The sequence below is a fragment of the Bradyrhizobium sp. P3_C3 genome (genome assembly GCF_056402655.1).
This window is the reverse complement of record NZ_JBFUGY010000005.1, coordinates 103,277-122,036: the sequence shown is the minus strand read 5'-3', so window position 1 is coordinate 122,036 and position 18,760 is coordinate 103,277. Positions and strand designations below refer to the sequence as shown.

20 protein-coding genes are annotated in these 18,760 nt (G+C 63.7%); 12 read left to right on the top strand and 8 right to left on the bottom strand.

What is annotated here, in order from left to right:
* The first annotated feature begins 10 nt into the window (after positions 1-10).
* On the top strand, positions 11-1,444 hold the full coding sequence (locus AC1DW2_RS08110; RefSeq protein ID WP_477005666.1) for an efflux RND transporter periplasmic adaptor subunit: 1,434 nt from the start codon (positions 11-13) through the stop codon (positions 1,442-1,444).
* Positions 1,441-4,611: an efflux RND transporter permease subunit gene (locus tag AC1DW2_RS08105; protein WP_477005665.1), complete on the top strand. Its 3,171-nt coding sequence runs from the start codon at positions 1,441-1,443 to the stop codon at positions 4,609-4,611. The genes AC1DW2_RS08110 and AC1DW2_RS08105 overlap by 4 nt, the downstream gene beginning before the upstream one ends.
* Before the next feature lie 79 nt (positions 4,612-4,690).
* On the opposite strand, the gene arsC is transcribed toward AC1DW2_RS08105, so the two are convergent.
* From arsC to AC1DW2_RS08085, 4 genes are read right to left on the bottom strand one after another with little or no spacing between them, the layout of a single operon-like run.
* The gene (arsC, locus tag AC1DW2_RS08100) at positions 4,691-5,110 is read right to left on the bottom strand and encodes an arsenate reductase (glutaredoxin) (RefSeq protein WP_477005664.1); all 420 of its coding nucleotides are present in this window, start codon (positions 5,108-5,110) and stop codon (positions 4,691-4,693) included.
* Positions 5,107-5,808, bottom strand: a complete 702-nt coding sequence (locus AC1DW2_RS08095; RefSeq protein ID WP_259258428.1) for an aquaporin — start codon at positions 5,806-5,808, stop codon at positions 5,107-5,109. Before AC1DW2_RS08095 ends, arsC begins: the two co-directional genes overlap by 4 nt.
* The gene (locus AC1DW2_RS08090) at positions 5,808-6,335 is read right to left on the bottom strand and encodes an arsenate reductase ArsC (protein WP_477005663.1); all 528 of its coding nucleotides are present in this window, start codon (positions 6,333-6,335) and stop codon (positions 5,808-5,810) included. Before AC1DW2_RS08090 ends, AC1DW2_RS08095 begins: the two co-directional genes overlap by 1 nt.
* Positions 6,328-6,690, bottom strand: a complete 363-nt coding sequence (locus AC1DW2_RS08085) for an ArsR/SmtB family transcription factor (RefSeq protein WP_477005753.1) — start codon at positions 6,688-6,690, stop codon at positions 6,328-6,330. Before AC1DW2_RS08085 ends, AC1DW2_RS08090 begins: the two co-directional genes overlap by 8 nt.
* A gap of 98 nt (positions 6,691-6,788) precedes the next feature.
* Between AC1DW2_RS08085 and AC1DW2_RS08080 the strand changes: the two genes are divergently transcribed.
* The 5 genes from AC1DW2_RS08080 to AC1DW2_RS08060 all read left to right on the top strand — a co-directional run bounded on the left by AC1DW2_RS08080 (position 6,789) and on the right by AC1DW2_RS08060 (position 11,236).
* On the top strand, positions 6,789-6,989 hold the full coding sequence (locus tag AC1DW2_RS08080) for a GDCCVxC domain-containing (seleno)protein (protein ID WP_080586512.1): 201 nt from the start codon (positions 6,789-6,791) through the stop codon (positions 6,987-6,989).
* A 92-nt stretch (positions 6,990-7,081) separates the two neighbouring features.
* Complete coding sequence (locus AC1DW2_RS08075) at positions 7,082-7,399, top strand: ArsR/SmtB family transcription factor (protein WP_477005662.1); 318 nt, start codon at positions 7,082-7,084, stop codon at positions 7,397-7,399.
* Between the two features lie 48 nt (positions 7,400-7,447).
* A complete protein-coding gene (locus AC1DW2_RS08070; RefSeq protein ID WP_477005661.1) occupies positions 7,448-8,818 on the top strand; it encodes an NAD(P)-binding domain-containing protein in 1,371 nt (456 codons plus the stop codon).
* Positions 8,815-10,035, top strand: a complete 1,221-nt coding sequence (locus tag AC1DW2_RS08065) for an MFS transporter (RefSeq protein ID WP_477005752.1) — start codon at positions 8,815-8,817, stop codon at positions 10,033-10,035. The genes AC1DW2_RS08070 and AC1DW2_RS08065 overlap by 4 nt, the downstream gene beginning before the upstream one ends.
* 28 nt (positions 10,036-10,063) lie before the next feature.
* The gene (locus AC1DW2_RS08060) at positions 10,064-11,236 is read left to right on the top strand and encodes an MFS transporter (RefSeq protein WP_477005660.1); all 1,173 of its coding nucleotides are present in this window, start codon (positions 10,064-10,066) and stop codon (positions 11,234-11,236) included.
* 7 nt (positions 11,237-11,243) lie between these two features.
* On the opposite strand, the gene AC1DW2_RS08055 is transcribed toward AC1DW2_RS08060, so the two are convergent.
* Positions 11,244-12,026 (bottom strand): sulfite exporter TauE/SafE family protein, encoded by a 783-nt coding sequence (locus tag AC1DW2_RS08055; protein WP_477005751.1) that lies wholly within the window; start codon positions 12,024-12,026, stop codon positions 11,244-11,246.
* 712 nt (positions 12,027-12,738) lie between these two features.
* Here AC1DW2_RS08055 and AC1DW2_RS08050 point away from each other — a divergent pair.
* From AC1DW2_RS08050 to AC1DW2_RS08040, 3 genes are all read left to right on the top strand, one after another.
* Positions 12,739-13,635, top strand: coding sequence for a DUF1259 domain-containing protein (locus AC1DW2_RS08050; protein ID WP_477005659.1), 897 nt, complete (start codon positions 12,739-12,741; stop codon positions 13,633-13,635).
* 28 nt (positions 13,636-13,663) lie between these two features.
* On the top strand, positions 13,664-14,260 hold the full coding sequence (locus AC1DW2_RS08045; protein WP_477005658.1) for a superoxide dismutase: 597 nt from the start codon (positions 13,664-13,666) through the stop codon (positions 14,258-14,260).
* Positions 14,261-14,390: 130 nt separating this feature from the next.
* Entirely contained in the window at positions 14,391-15,137 is a 747-nt protein-coding gene (locus AC1DW2_RS08040; protein ID WP_477005657.1) for a sulfite exporter TauE/SafE family protein, read from the top strand.
* A gap of 72 nt (positions 15,138-15,209) precedes the next feature.
* On the opposite strand, the gene AC1DW2_RS08035 is transcribed toward AC1DW2_RS08040, so the two are convergent.
* Entirely contained in the window at positions 15,210-16,148 is a 939-nt protein-coding gene (locus AC1DW2_RS08035) for a transcriptional regulator GcvA (protein WP_477005656.1), read from the bottom strand.
* Between the two features lie 129 nt (positions 16,149-16,277).
* Here AC1DW2_RS08035 and AC1DW2_RS08030 point away from each other — a divergent pair, with 129 nt between their 5' ends.
* Positions 16,278-16,514, top strand: a complete 237-nt coding sequence (locus AC1DW2_RS08030; protein WP_166050647.1) for a DUF1127 domain-containing protein — start codon at positions 16,278-16,280, stop codon at positions 16,512-16,514.
* Between the two features lie 40 nt (positions 16,515-16,554).
* Positions 16,555-17,247, top strand: coding sequence for a glutathione S-transferase family protein (locus tag AC1DW2_RS08025; RefSeq protein WP_477005655.1), 693 nt, complete (start codon positions 16,555-16,557; stop codon positions 17,245-17,247).
* Positions 17,248-17,597: 350 nt separating this feature from the next.
* On the opposite strand, the gene AC1DW2_RS08020 is transcribed toward AC1DW2_RS08025, so the two are convergent.
* Together AC1DW2_RS08020 and AC1DW2_RS08015 are read right to left on the bottom strand one after the other, a co-directional pair.
* The gene (locus AC1DW2_RS08020) at positions 17,598-18,182 is read right to left on the bottom strand and encodes a DUF1254 domain-containing protein (protein ID WP_063984559.1); all 585 of its coding nucleotides are present in this window, start codon (positions 18,180-18,182) and stop codon (positions 17,598-17,600) included.
* The gene (locus AC1DW2_RS08015; RefSeq protein ID WP_028149914.1) at positions 18,179-18,757 is read right to left on the bottom strand and encodes a DUF1214 domain-containing protein; all 579 of its coding nucleotides are present in this window, start codon (positions 18,755-18,757) and stop codon (positions 18,179-18,181) included. The genes AC1DW2_RS08020 and AC1DW2_RS08015 overlap by 4 nt, the downstream gene beginning before the upstream one ends.
* Positions 18,758-18,760 lie beyond the last annotated feature (3 nt).

The following is an 18,760-nucleotide window of genomic DNA, read 5'->3' as shown; positions in this document are numbered from 1 at the left end:
GAAACACCATATGAAAACGCTGCGTCTCCTGACGGCACTTGCGCTGGGCGGCGGCCTGGTCCTGGCCGGCTACTACTGGCATTCGAACGGTGCGGGCTGGCTCGCTGAGGCCGACATATCATCGGCTGCGGCTGCCGCGGAGCGAACGCCGCTCTACTACCGCGATCCAAGCGGTGCGCCGCTCTGGTCTGCTGGTCCGAAGAAGGACGACCGCGGGCGGGACTATCTGCCGGTCTACGACGACGACGGAGCGGCCGTCGCGCCGGCGCCCCCGAAGGCGCAGGCGGCGTCGCCGCGAAAGATCCTCTACTACCGCAATCCCATGGGGCTGCCCGATACATCGACCGTCCCAAAGAAGGATCCGATGGGGATGGACTATGTCGCCGTTTACGAAGGCGACGATACCGACGACGGCACAGTGAAGCTGTCGCCCGGCAAGATCCAGCGCGCGGGCGTGAAGTCCGAGCCCGTCGCGCGGCGCTCGATCCGGGTCTCGGTGAAGGCGCCCGGCACGATCCAGCTCGATGAACGCCGCGTGTCGGTGATCGCGATGCGCGCCGAAAGCTTCGTGCAGAAGGTCGCCGACGTGACCACTGGCACGCGCGTGAAGGCCGGCCAGCCGCTGATGGAAATCTACAGTTCGGCGGTGGCGTCCGCGGCGGCGGAATATCTCGCGACGATCACCTCCAAGACGGTCGGCGGTGTCGAGATGTACGGCCGCGGCTCGCGACAGCGGCTGGTCAATCTCGACGTTCCCGAGTCCGTCATTGCGGAGATGGACAAGACGCACACCGCGCCCGTCGCCATACGCTGGTCTGCACCGCGCGACGGGGTCGTGCTCGAACGCAATGCGATCGAAGGGATGCGGGCCAATCCCGGCGACGTTCTGTTCCGGATCGCGGACACCTCGGTGGTCTGGGCGCTGGTCGACGTGGCCGAGCGCGATCTCGGCAACATCGCGGTGGGGCAGTCAGTCGCGGTGCGCGCGCGCAGTTTCCCCGGCCGGACCTTCACCGGGACAATCGCCGTCGTCTATCCGCAGGTGAACCGCGACACGCGCACCGTTCGCATCAGGATCGAGCTCGCCAATCCGGACGCGGTGCTGCTGCCCGACATGTACGTCGATGCCGACATCGACACGGCCGATGCCGCGCCCGTCCTGGCGATACAGGACAGCGCGGTGCTCGACACCGGCAGCCGGCAGGCCGTGCTCGTCGACAAGGGGGAAGGGCGTTTCGAGCCGCGGGAAGTCAAGCTCGGCCGTCGCGGCGGCGGCTATGTCGAGGTGCGCCAGGGTCTCGCGGACGGCGAGGCGGTGGTGACCTCCGCCAACTTCCTTATCGATGCGGAAAGCAACCTGAAGGCGGCGCTGAAGGGGTTTGGCGAGGCGGCATCCCAGGCCACCGACGCCGGCCCTGGCGATGCAACGGGAGATCACAAATGATCGCCCGCATCATCGCCTGGTCGGCGCGCAATCTGCTGCTCGTGCTGTTCGGGACCGGCTTCGCGGCTGCCGCCGGCCTCTATGCCCTGGTTCACCTTCCGCTGGATGCGATCCCGGACCTCTCGGATACGCAGGTCATCGTCTACACCGAGTATCCCGGCCAGGCGCCGCAGGTGATCGAGGATCAGGTCACCTATCCGCTGACGACGGCGATGCTCACCGTGCCGAAATCGAAGGTCGTACGCGGCTTCTCGTTCTTTGGCGTCTCCTTCGTCTATGTGATCTTCGAGGACGGCACCGACATCTATTGGGCGCGGTCGCGCGTCATGGAATTCCTGAACGGCGCGGCGTCCAGGCTTCCCGCCGGCGTGACCCCGACCATCGGGCCTGACGCCACCGGTGTCGGCTGGGTCTACCAATACGCCGTCATATCGAAGGAATTGAACCTTGCGGACACGCGCACGATCCAGGACTGGAATCTGAAGTTCGCGCTGGCCAAGGCCGAAGGCGTCGCCGAGGTCGCCAGCGTCGGCGGCTTCGTCAAGCAGTACAACGTGGTCCTCGACCCGCAGCGGATGCGCGACCGCGGCATCAGCATGCAAAAAATACGTGAGGCGATCCGCGCCAGCAACGCCGACGTCGGCGGCCGCACCGTCGAGCTCTCCGAGTTCGAATACGTCATCCGCGGCAAGGGCTACATCAAGAGCATCAACGATCTCGGCAACATCGTGCTGAAGACGAGCAACGGCACCCCGGTGCTCCTGCGGGACGTCGCCAACGTCGAGCTCGGGCCCGACGAGCGGCGCGGCATCGCCGAATTGAACGGCGAGGGCGAGGTCGCAAGCGGCATCGTGCTGCAGCGGTTCGGCGTCAACGCCCTCGACGTCATCGAAAACGTCAAGAAGCGCTTCAGGGAGATCGCGAGCAGCCTGCCGAAATCGGTCGAGATCGTGCCGGTCTACGACCGGTCGAACCTGATCTACGCGGCCATCGATACCCTCAAGCATACCCTGTTCGAGGAGAGCATCGTCGTCGGGCTCGTCTGCATCGTGTTCCTTCTGCATGTCCGCAGCGCACTCGTCGCGATCCTGATGTTGCCGGTCGGCGTGTTGATGGCGTTTGGCGCCATGAAGCTGCTCGGGCTGGGATCGAACATCATGAGCCTCGGCGGCATCGCGATTGCGATCGGCGCCATGGTGGACGCCGCCATCGTCATGATCGAGAACGCACACAAGCACCTCGAACGGGCGAGGCCCGATCAGTCGCGCGTGCAGGTTCTGATCGACGCAGCATCCGAGGTCGGCCCCGCGCTCTTCTTCAGCCTGTTGATCATCACCGTGTCGTTCATGCCGATCTTCACGCTGGAATCGCAGGAGGGCCGATTGTTCAGTCCGCTGGCGTTCACGAAAACCTTCTCCATGGCCGCCGCGGCCTTGCTGTCCGTCACCCTGGTGCCGGCGCTGATGGTGATCTTCGTCCGCGGCAGGATCGTCCCGGAGAGCAGGAACGTCATCAACCGCTTCCTGATCTGGGCCTACCGTCCCGTGATCAAGGGGGTTCTGCGCGCCAAGACGCTGGTTATCCTGGCTTCGCTCGTCGTGCTTGCGGTGACGATCTGGCCGGCGCGCCAGCTCGGCACCGAGTTCATGCCGGCGTTGAACGAGGGAACGCTGCTCTACATGCCAACGACGCTGCCCGGCATCTCGGTCACCAAGGCGGCCGAACTGATGCAGATGCAGGACCGCATCATCAAGTCGTTTCCGGAGGTCGCTTCGGTCTACGGCAAGGCGGGACGAGCCGCTACTGCGACCGATCCCGCTCCGACCGAGATGTTTGAGACGATCGTCAACCTGAAGCCGAAGGAGCAATGGCGCTCCGGCGTAACCGTCGACAGTCTCATCGCCGAGATGGACAAGGCGTTGCAGTTTCCGGGCGTCTCCAACGCCTGGACCATGCCGATCAAGGCGCGCATCGACATGCTCTCGACCGGAATCCGCACGCCGGTCGGGGTCAAGGTCATGGGCACGGACCTCGCCGAGATCGACCGGCTCGCGAAGCAGATCGAACGCGTCATCAAGACCGTGCCCGGCACGTCGTCGGCCTACGCCGAGCGCGGCATCGGCGGCTATTATCTCGAGATCGTTCCCGACCGTGAGGCGCTCGCCCGTTACGGCATCCTGATCCAGGACGTCCAGGACACCATCGCGGCGGCGCTCGGCGGTCAGACGGTCACGACCACCGTGGAGGGACGGCAGCGGTTCACGGTGAACATGCGCTATCCGCGCGACCTTCGCGACAACCCCAAGGCCATCGCCAGCGACATCCTGGTGCCGATGCCGTCGGGCGGCGCCGTGCCGCTCGGCGAGGTGGCGAAGGTAGAACCCGCGCGCGGGCCGACGTCGATCCGGACGGAGAACGGCCAGCTCGCGACCTACATCTACGTCGACATCCGTGATCGCGACATCGGAAGCTACGTCGCTGACGCGCAACGCGCCGTGACGGAGAGCATCCGGTTTCCCGCCGGCACCTACGTCGTGTGGAGCGGCCAGTACGAATACCTGCAGCGCGCCGCCGCGCGGCTGAAGATCGTGGTGCCCGTGACGCTCACGATCATCTTCCTGCTGCTCTACCTGAACTTCCGGGCGATGACCGAGACGCTGATCGTGATGCTGTCACTGCCGTTCGCGCTGGTCGGTGGCATCTGGATGATGTGGTGGCTCGGCTTCAACCTGTCCGTTGCCGTCGCGGTCGGCTTCATCGCGCTCGCAGGCGTCGCCGCCGAGACGGGTGTCGTCATGCTGATCTACCTTGACCATGCGCTGGCCGAGGTGAAGGCCAGGTGCAGCGCCGAGGGGAGACCACTGACGCGCCGGGATCTCCACGATGCCATCATGGTGGGCGCGGTCGAGCGCGTGCGGCCCAAGATGATGACGGTGGTTGCCATCATGGCCGGTCTGCTGCCGATCATGTGGAGCACCGGGGCCGGATCGGAGATCATGCAGCGCATTGCGGTGCCGATGATCGGCGGCATGACGTCATCGACACTGCTGACGCTCGTCGTGATCCCCGCAATTTTCGGCTTGGTAAAGGGGCGGGGGCTTCCATCGGGCGAGCGATCGGCTCCTGCCGACGAATGGACCGCGCGCGCGTCGCAAGCCGCCGAATAGGCTGGGCAGCGGAGGTCGTCTTCACGGCGACCTCCGCTCCGGCGTGAAAAAAACCGCGGCGGATTCCGACCGAGGAGCGTTAGGGGCGGTGAGTTGCCTGGCGCGCTTCGACCACCTCGCCATCTTCCTTCGTGAACCTGCCGACCGGATGGTCGAGGAGATCGACGACGGCCTCGGAGGGACGGCACAAGCGCGTGCCCTTCGAGGTCACGACGATCGGGCGGTTGATGAGAATGGGATGCGCGAGCATCTGATCGATCAACTGGTCGTCGGTCCATTTGGGGTCGGCGAGGCCGAGTTCCTTGTACGGCGTGCCCTTCTCGCGCAGCAATGCGCGAACCGGAATGCCCATCGCCGCAATCAGCTGCTTGAGCGTCTCGCGCGACGGCGGGGTCTTGAGATATTCGATGACCGTGGGCTCCGCGCCGCTCTGCCGAATCATCGCCAGCGTGTTGCGCGAGGTGCCGCAATCGGGGTTGTGGTAGATCGTAACGTTCATCGGGTCGTCTCCGCAATTGGGACAGGGCCGCGCGACTTCGACTGTCCGAGCAGCCAGTTCATCAACAGCATGCCGGCGAATGCTCCGCAGAGCTCCGCAAGGATGAATCCGGGCAGGTCGGTCGGACGAATGCCCGAGAACGTGTTTGTCAGCGAGCGCGCGATGGCCACCGCCGGATTTGCAAACGACGTGGAGGCCGTGAACCAATAGGCTGCCGTGATGTAGAGGCCCACCAGCCAGGGAACCGCCGTCCGCTGAAATCGGATGCCGGCTAGGATCGTTGCGACCAGCCCAAAGGCGGCGACTGCTTCGGCGAACCATTGGGGTCCGCCGGTCCGGACCTTCGTCGAGAAATCGAGCAGGGGAAGTCCGAACATCAGATGCGCGGCCATCGTTCCCGCGATGCCGCCGGCGATCTGCGCGACCACGTAGAGCACGGCTTCGTTGACCGGAAGCTCGCGCTTGCCGGCGAAGACGAGGGTCACAGCGGGATTGAAATGCGCGCCGGAGATCGGACCGAGCACGGTGATCAGGACAACCAGAATGGCTCCGGTCGGCAGGGTATTGCACAGAAGCGCCAGCGCTACGTCCTTGGTCAGCGTCTCGGCCATGATGCCGGAGCCGACGACGGTGGCGACGAGAATGCCGGTGCCGAGCGCTTCGGCTGCGAGGCGCCGTGGAAGATCGAAATTGTCCATCAGCCGGCCTTCGGCGTTGAATGTGTTGCGCCCCGGGAGCGTCCGATCTCGCGCAGCTTGGTGCCGAGGGAGAGCTTGTCGATGCTCCTGAGCGGCAGGCTCACAAAGGTGTCGATCCGATTCTTGAGGTAGCGGAATGCGGTGACGAACGCTGCCTGTTTCTCCAGATCGGTACCTTCGGCTGCGGCGGGATCCTCGATACCCCAATGTGCGGTCATCGGCTGTCCCGGCCAGATGGGGCAGGATTCACCGGCCGCATTGTCACAAACGGTGAAGACGAAATCCATCACCGGCGCATCGGGAGCGGCGAACTCCAGCCAGCTCTTCGAGCGCATCCCGTCGGCGGGGTAGTCCATGCTTTCCAGCGTACGCAAGGCCAGCGGGTGCACCGCGCCTTTCGGCGCGCTGCCGGCGGAGAACGACTGAAAGCGGCCGGCTCCGTCCTTGCGAAGGATCGACTCGGCGAGGATCGAGCGCGCCGAATTGCCGGTGCACAGGAACAAAACATTGTACATCTGGTCAGGCACGGCTTCGCTCCTTTCGCTTTGGCGAGCAGCAGGCTTGAAGGCTCTCGACGACCGGTTCGCAAACCTCCGGCCGGCCGCCGCAACAATCCCGAAGCAGGAAAACCGCAACGTCCCTGAACTCCGCAAGGTTGGCGCGATAGACGATTGATCGGCTGTGTCGCTCGGAGGTGACGAGGCGGGCACGCGTCAGGATCGAGAGATGAGCCGAAAGCGTATTCGGCGGGACTTCCAGCAGACGTGCGAGGTCGCCGGCCGCAAGGCCATCGGGCTCGTGTCGGACCAGCGTCCGAAAGGCCTCCAGACGGGTCGATTGTGACAGGGCGGCGAGCGCGAGGACTGCTTCTTCAGATTCCATATATCCAGATTTATAGAAATGATGATAAAGCGTCAATTGAATTTCCGAACTGGGCGCGTTTAGAATGCGTTGTGTCTTGCGATCGAGGAAAGCCGGCAATGCAAACCCAATCGGTGATCACGTGTCCGGTCTGTCATCACGCGTCAGCCGAAACCATGCCGACCGACGCCTGTCAGTTCTTCTACGATTGCAAGGGATGCGGGACCCGGCTCAAGCCGACGAGCGGCGATTGCTGCGTCTTCTGTTCGTACGGATCGGTCCCTTGTCCGCCGATCCAGCAGAACGGAAAGTGCTGCTGAAGCCGCCCCTGCCGGGCGCGCGGTCGCTCCCATATTTCTAATATTCTAGAAATATGGTTGACGGCGAGGGGGGATCGGCGCATCTTGTGGTCATGAAGATCGACGACGCAGCAGCACGCTTGGAAGCCCTGGGTAACCGGACCCGGCTTCAGATCTATCGGGCGCTGGTCCGGGCTGGACAGCCGGGCATGCCCGTCGGTCGCTTGCAGGACAAGCTGAAGATCCCGGCATCGACGCTATCTCATCACATCAAGTCTCTGGTTGCGGTTGGGCTCATTAGTCAGGTCCGCGAATCCACGACCCTGGTCTGCCACGCGAACTACGACGGGATGCGGGGCTTGGTCGATTTCCTGGTGTCGGAGTGCTGCGCGGACGAAGCCGAATGCAAGGATGCCAAGACGGCGGCCTGATTTTTTTGCCGAATTATTCGATAATTCTAGAAAGATGAGAGTAGCGACATGAGCGACGGAAAGGCAGTTGCCATTATCGGGGCAGGACCGGTCGGCCTGGCTGCGGCCGCGCACGTGCTCGAGCGCGGCATGTCTCCCATTGTGCTCGAGGCCGGACCCGAAGCCGGACACGCCGTCCGCCAGTGGCAGCAGGTCCAGCTGTTCTCGCCGTGGGAGTACAATGTCGACAAGGCCGCCGCGCGCCTGCTTGCACCGACGGGATGGAATTCGCCGGACCCGCAATCCTATCCGACCGGCGGCGAACTGCTTGATCGATACCTGACGCCGCTCGCGACGCGAACGTCACTGCGCGATGTGATCCGGACCTCCAGCCGCGTCTCGGCCATCAGCCGCGTCGGCTTCGACAAGGCAAAGACCAGGGGGCGCGAGCAGGCGCCTTTTGAAATCCGCTATCAGAACGGCAAGGGGCCCGAGGTTCTGCGTGCAGATGCCGTGATCGATACCTCAGGCACTTGGTTCTCCCCCAATCCGGCCGGCCGCAATGGCTTGCCGGCGATCGGTGAGTCCGAATGCGGCGACCGCATTGCTTATGGCATGCCGGATGTCCGGGGTGCCAGCCGTTCCAAATATGCCGGGAAGACTGTTGCTGTGCTCGGCGCGGGTCATTCAGCGGTGGGCACGCTGATCGATCTCGTACATCTCGCCGACGAAGTGCCGGGAACGCAGCCTGTCTGGCTGTTGCGCGGCGCCGATCCCGCGAAGGCTTTTGGCGGCGGCCGTAACGATAAACTCGCGGCGCGCGGCGAACTTGGCAGTGCCTTCGCCGCACTTGTTGCCTCCGGGAAGATCAAGGTCGAAACCGAATTCGGCGTCACGCACCTCTCGGACTCCGAAGGTCGCCTCAAGATCGCGGCAGGGTCCTGTTGCGGTGGGCGAAGCGTGGTCGTGGACGAACTGATCGTGTCGACAGGTTTTCGTCCTGACTTCTCGTTCCTGTCTGAATTGCGTTTGCGGCTCGATCCCGCCATCGAGGCACCGGTCGCTCTCGCACCGCTGATCGACCCCAACGAGCATAGCTGCGGGACGGTGCGTCCACACGGCGCGCGCGAGCTCGCGCATGATGAAGCGGGTTTCTACATGGCTGGCATGAAGTCGTACGGCCGCGCTCCGACCTTCCTGATGATGACGGGTTATGAGCAGGTTCGCTCGATTGCGGCCGACATCGCTGGCGACAAGGAGGCGGCGGCGAGGGTGGAGCTTGTGCTGCCGGAGACCGGCGTCTGCACACGTGGCGGTGTCGAGGCCGCCGGGACCGCATCGGGATGTTGCGGCGGCCCTGCGAAGGAGGAGTCGTCAGCCTGCTGTGTTGCCGACGAAACGGCGAAGAAGTCGGGCGCTGCGGGGTGCGGTTGTTCATGATGCAAGTTCCTGCGGGCCCAGCCCGAGGCCCGCTCGGCGTCGTCGCCGCGCTCGGCACCGCGCAAACGGTTGCATGGGCGTCAAGCTATTATCTCCCGGCCATCCTGGCTGCGCCGATTGCGCGCGATCTCGGTCTCGCGCCGACTTACGTGTTCGGCGCGCTGTCGGGAGCGCTCGTCATCTCTGGTCTGCTCGGCCCGCGCGTGGGGCATGCCATCGATACGTTTGGCGGGCGCAGCCTGCTTGCCATTTCGAACCTCGTGTTTGTGGCAGGCCTGCTCCTGCTGTCCGTGGCCCATGGCGTGGCGGTGCTGATTGCGGCCTGGGCGTTGCTCGGGATCGGCATGGGCATGGGCCTCTATGAGGCGGCCTTTGCGACGCTTGCGCGCATCTACGGTACCAATGCACGACGAACCATCACCGGCATCACGCTGATCGCCGGTTTCGCCAGCACGCTCGGCTGGCCCCTCACGACCTGGCTCGCGTCGGAGTACGGCTGGCGCGTCGCCTGTCAGGTATGGGCGGCGATCCATATCGCTGTTGCGTTGCCGCTCAATCTCTCGCTGCCGCGCGCCGTCCCATTGGACCAGCAGGCTCGACCGGGGCCGGGTGCAATCCAGCAATCCGGACGCCAGAGCGAGACCTTTGCGATGGTGCTGCTGGCTTACATGTTCGCGGCAGCAAGCTTCGTCAGTTCGGGCATCTCGGCCATTTTGCCGACCATGCTGGTTGCGTTCGGCGCGACACCGGCTCAGGCCTTGCTCGCGGGCGCGTTGGTGGGGCCTGCACAAGTCGGCGCGCGTCTGCTGGAAGCAGGATGGCTCGCCCGGTTTCACCCGCTGCTCTCGGCGAGGCTGGCCATGCTGATGAATCCGATCGGCGTCGTTGTGCTGGTGGTGGGCGGACCCTTGCTCGCGTCGACCTTCACGGTGCTGTACGGAGCGGGCAACGGCATCATCACCATTGCCCGTGGTACGCTCCCATTGGCGCTGTTTGGGCCGGCCGGATTCGGCAGGCGGGTCGGTATGATCTCGCTGCCTTCTAGACTAACGGGTGCCGCCGCGCCGCTCGCACTGGGACTGATGGTCGAGCACATCGGCAGCAGTGCGCTGTGGATCAGTGCGCTCGTCTCGGTCTCGGCCTTCTTCGCGCTCCTGTTGCTTCGTACGGAGCGGGCAAACTCAACGCCTCTCCAGGTGGGAGAACAAAATTCGTAAGTTCGGCGGTCGGTCCCTGATTGCGGTGATGTGCATAGGGCAGGTCGGCAACCTGCTGCCGCATGTGACGTTGTCCGCAAATCTGGTGCAGCATTTGATGCCGGAGTGGGGCCTCTCCGCCGCCGAAGGCGGGCTGATGGCAAGCGGTTATGCATTCGGCTACATGCTCGCGGTGCCCGTGCTGACGACGTTGACCGACCGGATCGACGCGCGGATTGTCCTGCTCTGGGGCTCGATCGTCAGCGGGCTCGCGACCGCAGCGTTCGGAATCTTCGCGCAAGGGTTCTGGTCGGCGACCGCGATCTGGTCCCTTGCAGGGCTTGGATTTGCCGGCGCCTACATGCCGGGCCTGAAGGCGCTGACAGACCGGCTTCCCGCCGGCGACACCTCGCGCGCCGTCACGCTGTACACGTCGAGCTTCTCGGTCGGCGTCGGCCTCTCGTTCCTGGTCGCGCAACTGATCGCGGACCGCTGGGGATGGCGGATCGCTTTCCTCGTCACCGGCTTCGGCCCCGTCGCCATGGTCATCGCGTGCCTTCTGATGCGGGAGCAGCGGCCCGCGCCAAAGGCGGGGCGTCTGCTCAACTTCGCACCCGTCTTCGCCAACCGCGAGGCGCTCGGTTACATCCTCGGCTACGGCGCGCACTGCTTCGAGCTTTACGGCATCCGCACCTGGCTGGTCGGGTTCTGGACCTTCGTCGTTGCGCACCAGGGTGCGCCGTCTTGGTTGAGCCCCGTCGTGCTGAGCTTCTGCTTCGCGGTGATCTCGATGCCCGCAAGCATCCTCGGCAACGAGGCCGCGCTGAAATTCGGCCGCCATCGGGCGATCACGATTGTCATGATCGCATCGGCCTGCGTCGCACTTATCATCGGGCTCAACGCGACGGCGCCGGCATGGGTGCTCGCACTGCTGCTGCTCGCCTATGGCCTGACCGTGCCCGCCGATTCAGGTGCGTTGACCGCCGGCATGTCTGCCGCGGCGACTTCCGAACATCGCGGCGCGACCCTGGCCTTGCATTCGACGGTCGGCTTCGGTCTGTCGGCGGTTGGAGCCTGGGGAACCGGCGCCGCGCTCGACGCGGCCGGCGGTCCGCAGAGCGCGACCGGCTGGCTGCTGGCGTTCATCGTTCTTGCGGCGGGAATTGCGCTCGGTCCGTTCGCGCTGCTCTGGGCGCGGATGGATCGAACGCATCACGCCTGAGCCAGCTCTACTCGTGCCGCCATATCTCCACGGCTGAGATGACCAGCATCACAGCCAATCCCGGCAGAAGAATCGAATTCGGGACAACGCCGAGCAGCAAGCCGCCGATGAATGTACCGACGATCGATCCGATCGCCATTGCAAGCATGAACTGCCAGTTGGCGCGGAGCACTGAAAAGCTTTGATCGCGGCTATAGCGCGCGAAGCCCACGAGCATCGTCGGAAGGCTTACCGCGAGTGAGAGGCTGCCTGCCAGCTTCACGTCCGCGCCGAACAGCAGGATCAGGGTGGGGATCAGGAACTCTCCACCGGCAACGCCGAGTAACGACGCCACGATGCCAATCACGAAGCCTGCCGCTACACCCGCGACAATCAGGTACACGCCAGTCAGCGCCGGGGCGGGTGCTGCCGCAGTGCTGTGTGCGAACAGAAGCACACCTGCGATCAGCAGCAACAAGATGGCTATGATCTTGTAGAGCGTTTCGGACTTGAGGCGCGTCGCCCAGGATGCTCCGGCATAGGCGCCAACAAGGCTGCCAGCCAGCAGGTTCAGGATGACCGGCCAATGCGCATATATTTCGGCAAAGGGAACGGCGCGGGCACGAAATGGCAGCGCGCTGGCCACCACGATCAGGTTCGTCGCCTTGTTGAGGACCACGGCTTCAAGACCGCGAAACCTGAACAAGCTGATGAGTAGCGGCAGACGAAATTCGGCGCCCCCGAGGCCGATGAGGCCGCCCAAGGTACCGATGATTGCGCCCGAGCCGAACGCGGCGGAATTGTTTCGCATGGTCACGACGGAAAAAATGCGCTGGTGCGCAAAACTGGACTTGCCCGCAATCCGTCGTGGCGGGGAGCTTCACACCTGCTTACGGCAGGGCGTGGGGCTGAGGAACAGGCTAGTCTAGAATCTCGGGCGTTGCAAACTTACGTCCACTCGGCTTCGAGCGGCAGGAGACGATGACGATCCTTCGATCATGGCTCGCTTTGCTCCGACATGAAAAAAACCGCGACGGATTGCTCTGCGCGGGTGTTACGAACTTTAGATGCTGCCGGTATGCCGGTCTTTTGCTCGACGTGCAAAAGGTTCCAAACCGTCGGTGCTATCCTCGCGACGTGCCTCCGATGACTTCTGCATTCCCCGACTTAAGCAGGTTGACAGTTCGGCCATCCGGGTTTTAATTCGCCGCTACGGGGATGTGCGATCTCCCCGTGAGGCGACATGCCCAAGTATCGCGTCCTTAATCACCAAGGGCGCAGCATGTCAGCATCATACATCCCCATTTCTTCCGGCAGATTATCTAGACTGATCGGCACGGCGAATGCGCCGGCGCTTATCGATGCGTGCATTGACGGGGACGTCTCAGCCGACCCCCGCCTGATTCCCGGCGCCGTGCGGCGCTCGCGCGACGTCCAGGATTGGGACTCCCGCTTGATGGGCCGATGCGATCGATCTCGGGGCGTGCTTAGCCGCAGCTGCTTCAAGACTTAGGAGCACATCAATGAGAAACACACTCTTCGCGTTCATCGGTCTCGGCGCCTGCCTCCTTGGCTCGGTCTCGACGGCTCAAGCGCAGAACATCGACTGGCAGAAGGTTGACGAGACGCTGGGCCGCAAGCCCGCCGTCTCGGACGACGTCCACCGCTACGGCTTTCCCCGCAGCGATCTCTCCGTGACGTTGGACGGGGTGACGATCAAGCCGGCGCTGGCGCTCGGCGGCTGGGTCGCGTTCAAGCCTGGGCACGGCGGCGCCATGGTCATGGGCGACCTCGTGCTGCTCGAAACCGAGATCAATCCCGTGATGGCGAAGATGATCGCGAACGGCCTTGAGATCACCGCCATCCACAATCATCTGCTGCGCGCGAGTCCGGCGACGTTCTACATGCATGTTGCCGGGCACGGGGACCCGGTCAAGCTCGCCGCTGCGATCCACGATGCACTTGCCGAAAGCAAGACTCCATTGACCGTCGCAGCGCCGGCGAGCCCGCCGCCGGCCGTGGACCTCGACACCGCGAAGCTCGACCAGATTATCGGCAGCAAGGGACAGGCCAACGGAGGCGTCTACCAATTCAATGTGAAGCGACGTGATCCGATCACGCAAGACGGCATGCCATTGACCCCCGTCGCTCCAATGGGCGTTGCGATCGGTATCAACTTCCAGCCGACCGGGGGTGGGAAGGCGGCCATCACGGGCGACTTCGTACTGACTGGCAACGAGGTCAACCCTGTCATTCTGGCGCTGCGCACGCACGGCATCGAGGTGACCGCGCTGCATAGCCACATGCTGGATGAGCAGCCGCGACTTTTCTTCATGCACTTCTGGGCGAACGACGCCGCCGTCAAGCTCGCCGAAGGACTGCGCGCGGCCTTGGACAAGACTGCCAGCACGAAGAGTTGAGCCAAAGATCGAGGGAAGGAGACGCCCGATGCGTTACGAAGCCAAGCCGATGCCGTTCGATCCGAAGTCGATCAACGGCATCTCCGAAAAGGTTCTTATCAGCCACTACGAGAACAACTACGGCGGGGCCGTGAAGCGGCTCAACGCGATTGGCGCGCAGCTCGCAGAACTCGATTTCGCCAAGGCGCCGAACTTTCTCATCAACGGCCTGAAGCGCGAGGAGTTGATCGCAACGAACTCGATGATCCTGCACGAGATCTACTTCGACGGTCGTGGTGGATCTGAGAGACCGAGCGGCGCTCTCGCCGATGCGATTGCGCGCGACTTTGGCAGCATCGAGCGCTGGCGTACGGAATTCGCGGCCATGGGCAAGGCCGAAGGCGGCGGCTCGGGTTGGGTGATCCTTGCCTATTCACCCCGTGACGGGCGGCTCATCAACCAATGGGCCGCAGATCATACGACAACGCTCGCCGGCGGTCGGCCGGTGCTGGTGCTCGACATGTATGAGCACGCCTATCACATGGATTTCGGCGCTGCCGCCGCCCGCTATGTCGACGTCTACATGGAGGCCATTCGCTGGGAGAACGCCGCCAAATTGTACGATCGATACGCCGGGGAATCCTGAAAGAGGCGGGAGGGGGGGTAGGACGCCGAGGTATTGCCAAACGAGTGATCGATTGCTGGGACCCGCGACCTCCCCATCAGATGGATATGCATCCAAGTGCTCGCCTGCATTGTTCTTGGGGAGACGAGCTATGGAAGGACCTGTCTTCGCTCTCTTCGCATTTGCCGCGCTCGCTGGCGGCTTCGTCAGCGGCTTTTCCGGATTCGCCATGGGCCTCGTGGTGTCGGGCGTATGGCTGCACATCATCACGCCGATGCAGACCGCTACCTTGATCGCAGGCTACGGCTTGCTCACGCAGGGCTACGGCATCTTCAAGCTGCGACGTCTCCTCGACCTTCGGAAGGCTTGGCCGCTCGCGCTCGGAACTGTCATCGGCATCCCGATCGGCGTCAGCATTCTCGCTTACCTGAACCCCAGCTACCTCCGATTTGGTGTGGGGGGCCTGCTGGTGCTCTACGCAATCTACGGCCTGACGAAGCCCGTATTCGCTCCGGTAAAGATCGGAGTCGGAGCCGATATCGCCATTGGCGTCTCCAACGGCTTGCTTGGCGGCCTGACTGGGCTCGGCGGCGTGATCTCGACGATTTCCTGCCAATGGCGCGGCTGGCCCAAGGACGTGCAGCGCGCGGTGTTCCAGCCAGTGCTGTTCGTGGCGTTCGTTGTCATCTCGAGTTCTCAGGCCGTAGCCGGTACCATTACGAAGGAAACGCTGATGCTATACGCATTGGGCGTTCCCTTCATGGTCGCGGGCCTTTGGTCCGGTTTCAAATTGTTCGGCAAGATCAACGATGAGACCTTCCGCAGGACCGTGCTGGCGCTTCTGCTGCTCGCGGGATTGTCGCTGATCGCATCGGTGCTGTCGTTCGGACTGCGTTGATATCAGCCGAATCCCCGGCGGCTTACCACCTCGGACTATTCTCCGCGGACGAGAAAATCGCCGGAAAGAGGCCTATCGTCGCCTCGCTACCTTTGGTGTCCCGGTGACGGATTTAAGCAGGCGCAGGTCGCTCGACGCCTCCGCGAGCAGCCAGTCACGAAATGTCGCAATCTTCGGAAGTGACGCGGTCGCCTTGGGGCAGACGATCCAATAGCTCTTCGACAATGGCACCGACTCCGGGAAGGGCAGCGCCAGCCGTCCATTGATCAGGTCCCAGGCCCCTAATGTCGTGCGGGCCAGGGCGATGCCCTGGCCGTTGATTGCGGCATCGATGACCATGCTGGCGCGATTGAGCACCGGACCATGCGTGACATCGGCGTCGTCAATGCCGACGCCACGTAGCCAATTTGCCCAGTCGGATCTGCTGTCGAGGTGGATCAGGGGAAATCTCAGGATATCCGCGACCCCGCCGATGCGGCGGCGTCCCGACAGCAGCTTGGGACTGCATACGGCGAAGAGCCGTTCCGTGCAGAGCCTTGTGGCATCGAGGCCCGGCCAGTTTCCATCGCCATGGCGGACCGCAAGATCGACCTCCTCACGCGCAAAATCGACGTGATGCATCGTTGCCGAGACGCGGAGATCGATTCCCGAATGCGCTTCCGCGAAATGGCCGAGGCGATGCACCAGCCATTTGGCGGCAAAATCCGGGGACGTGCTGACCGTGAGCACGCCTGCGTTTTGTCGCTGCAACAGCCGCTCCGTACCCGCGGCAATTCGGTCCAGCGCATCACGTATCACCGCGAGATAGTCGCGGCCCGCTTCCGTGATGATCAGGCGCTGGCGCTCGCGGCTGAACAGCTTGATGGCGAGCTCCGTTTCCAACGCCTTGACCTGATGGCTCACCGCACCTTGCGTGACGCACAGCTCTTCGGCGGCCCGCGTGAAGCTCTCGTGGCGGGCTGCGGCTTCGAAGGCCTTTAGTGCGTTCAGCGGTGGCAAACGCGGGCGCATGACGCACCCTCCTGAGGGACTTCATGAGAAAAATTGGGGCTGGCCCGAGAAACGATGCTTTGCGGACTTTGCCCTGCCGGCCCTATGCAGGCGGCCACGACACGAAATCATGGGAGTTGGAGGCAATAAATGTCAATACCTATTGCCGATCGTGGTTTTCCGTCGCGAGTTCGACGCAGCGTGACGGCTGCGGATCATAAACAAAATTCATGGCAGGCGTTGATCGGCAGATGGCTTGCCCGCATCGAGCGGATAAATCAGCGCGACGATCTTCGCGCGATTGCCGACAATCCCCATCTCCTTGCCGATCTCGGGCTCACCCGGGAAGAGGCCTTGGAGCAAGCGAACAAGCCGTTCTGGCGCTGATCGAGCCCGATCGACAGCAAGCGAACCGGGAGGAGAAAAGATGTCCGAGACCATCGTTTACGGCTTTCCCCGCAGCACGTTCGTCAACATCGTGCGGCTCGTCCTCACCCACAAGGACGTGGCCTACCGCTTCGAGGACCTCGAGCCCGTGATGGGCAGGAGCGAGCATCTCGCGCTCCATCCGTTCAACCGCGTTCCGATCTTCCGGCACGGCGACTTCACCGTCTACGAGACGCGCGCCATCGTCGGCTACATCGACGAGGTGTTCGCGGGAGCACGGCTGACGCCGGAGAACCCGCACGCGCGGGCTCGCATGAATCAATGGATCGGTGTCGTCGATTCCTACGTCTATCCCTACATGATCTACCATGTGACCCACGAGCGGCTGGTGTTTCCCGAGCTCGGGATTGCATCCGACGAGAAGGTGGTGGCGCACGCACTGCCCAAGGTCGAGAACGCACTCGTGGCCATCGAGCGCGAGCTCGCCGATGGTCGGGACTACCTCCTCGGTCCAGAACTCTCGATCGCGGATTTCTACCTTTTGCCAAGCACCTTTGCGTTCAGCCTGACGGAGGAAGGCAAGGCCATGTACCCGAAATATCCGGCCTTCTGTCGATGGCGGGATCGCATGGAGAGCCTGCCGACGACGCAGAAGCTGCGCGCGATCCTGCCGCCGCGCGCGCCCATTGCGCATGCCCGCGAGTGGGCGCACTCGCACCGCCCGAGATATTGAGCTAGGCTTGGACTGACACTGGGGGCAGGGACTTTCCGCCAGGTACCCGACGCAGTGGATTGCGTTTTCGAGCGGCGGCGGACGACGGTGATCCTTAGATCACGGCAACCTGTGCCACGACATGAAAAAAACGCGGCGGATTGCTCCGCCGCGGGTGTTACGAACTTTCGATGTTGCCATCATGCCAGTGTTTTGCCCGACGTGTCAAAGGCGGCCAAAATGGTCTCGCTGCTGAGGTCGCGCTGCTGCTGATCGGTCGTTCAGATTAGCTAACAGTTTCAATGCCCCCGCTACTGTGCATGGGGTTGTTTTTCAGTTCTTGTTTTGAGGGCGCCGAAATGGCCCGCGTTTCAGCGCCGCCCGCGCGGCGCTTCCGCCTTGGCCGGCGCTTCTGTCTGCGGCGCGCAGGTCGCAGCCTGAAGCGAGTTTTGCGCCTGCTGCATCAGGCCAGGCTCGGCGGCGAGCGCCTTCATCACGATCAGGCCGGTGGTAGCAGGGGAATCGATGATGAGGCGGTCGGCCGCGGTGATCTCTTCGTCCTCGGGCAGCTCGTTATGCTGCGGCTCGGTCATGAGGTCGAGCTCGATCACCTTCTTGCCGGCGGAACGGTCGTTGATGGCGTAATAGGCGATCTCGTTGCGGGTGTAGAACGACACCGAGGTGTAGGCCTGGCTCACCGGCACCGTCAGCTTGAGCGGCCCGCCCGTGAGGTCGTAGCGGCAGATCGCGATCGCGAAGGCCGGGTCCATGAACGGCATCGGCGAATTGTTGGGATCGGCGAGGGGAAGCTGCGTCACGGCGTTGAGCTTGGTCATCGGCGTCAGCCGCGAATAGGCGTCCTGTGTCGCGATCCGCGGCAGCGCCAGCACGCTGACGAGATGGACCACGAGGCCCAGCACCACGCCCGCGACGATGGTGAACATCAGGCGGATCATGAGCAGCCCACCGTCTTGATCGTGGGCATCGGCGCATCGCGCTGGGTGCGCGTCGCAACACCGACAGGGGTGTCGTAGAGGCGCAGCATCAGCGCATAGCGCTCGATGCCGCCGGTCGGCAGCCAGTTGCCGGCGCGCGAGCGCGAGGCGATGCGGATCTCGAACGTCCCGTCGGACTGCCGCACGATCTCCTGGCTGGTGAAGCCGTAGCGCTGCAGCGAATTGGCGACGAGGTGGCCCTTGCGGTCGTACAGCGTCAGCGTCCAGAACCGCGCCGGCGGCGTCACGCCGGAGACGACGACGTCGCAGCGGCCGTCGAGCGCCTTCTTCTTCTCGTCGGCGGTCGCGGTGAAGGCGACGCCGTCACCGGTGCCGATCGGCAACTCGCCGTTGCGCACGATGGTGGCGCGCGAATAGGGATCGACGTCGGCGGTGCCGGTGCGGGGGCGGGCGGTCCACGGGCCGATGGTCAGCGCGCCGATCTCGGTGCCGCGCGTCGTCGTCATCCAGGTCGCGCCAACGCCGACCACGCTCGCGAGCAAAAGGGCCGTCAATGTGATCAGGATCAGCCGCACGGG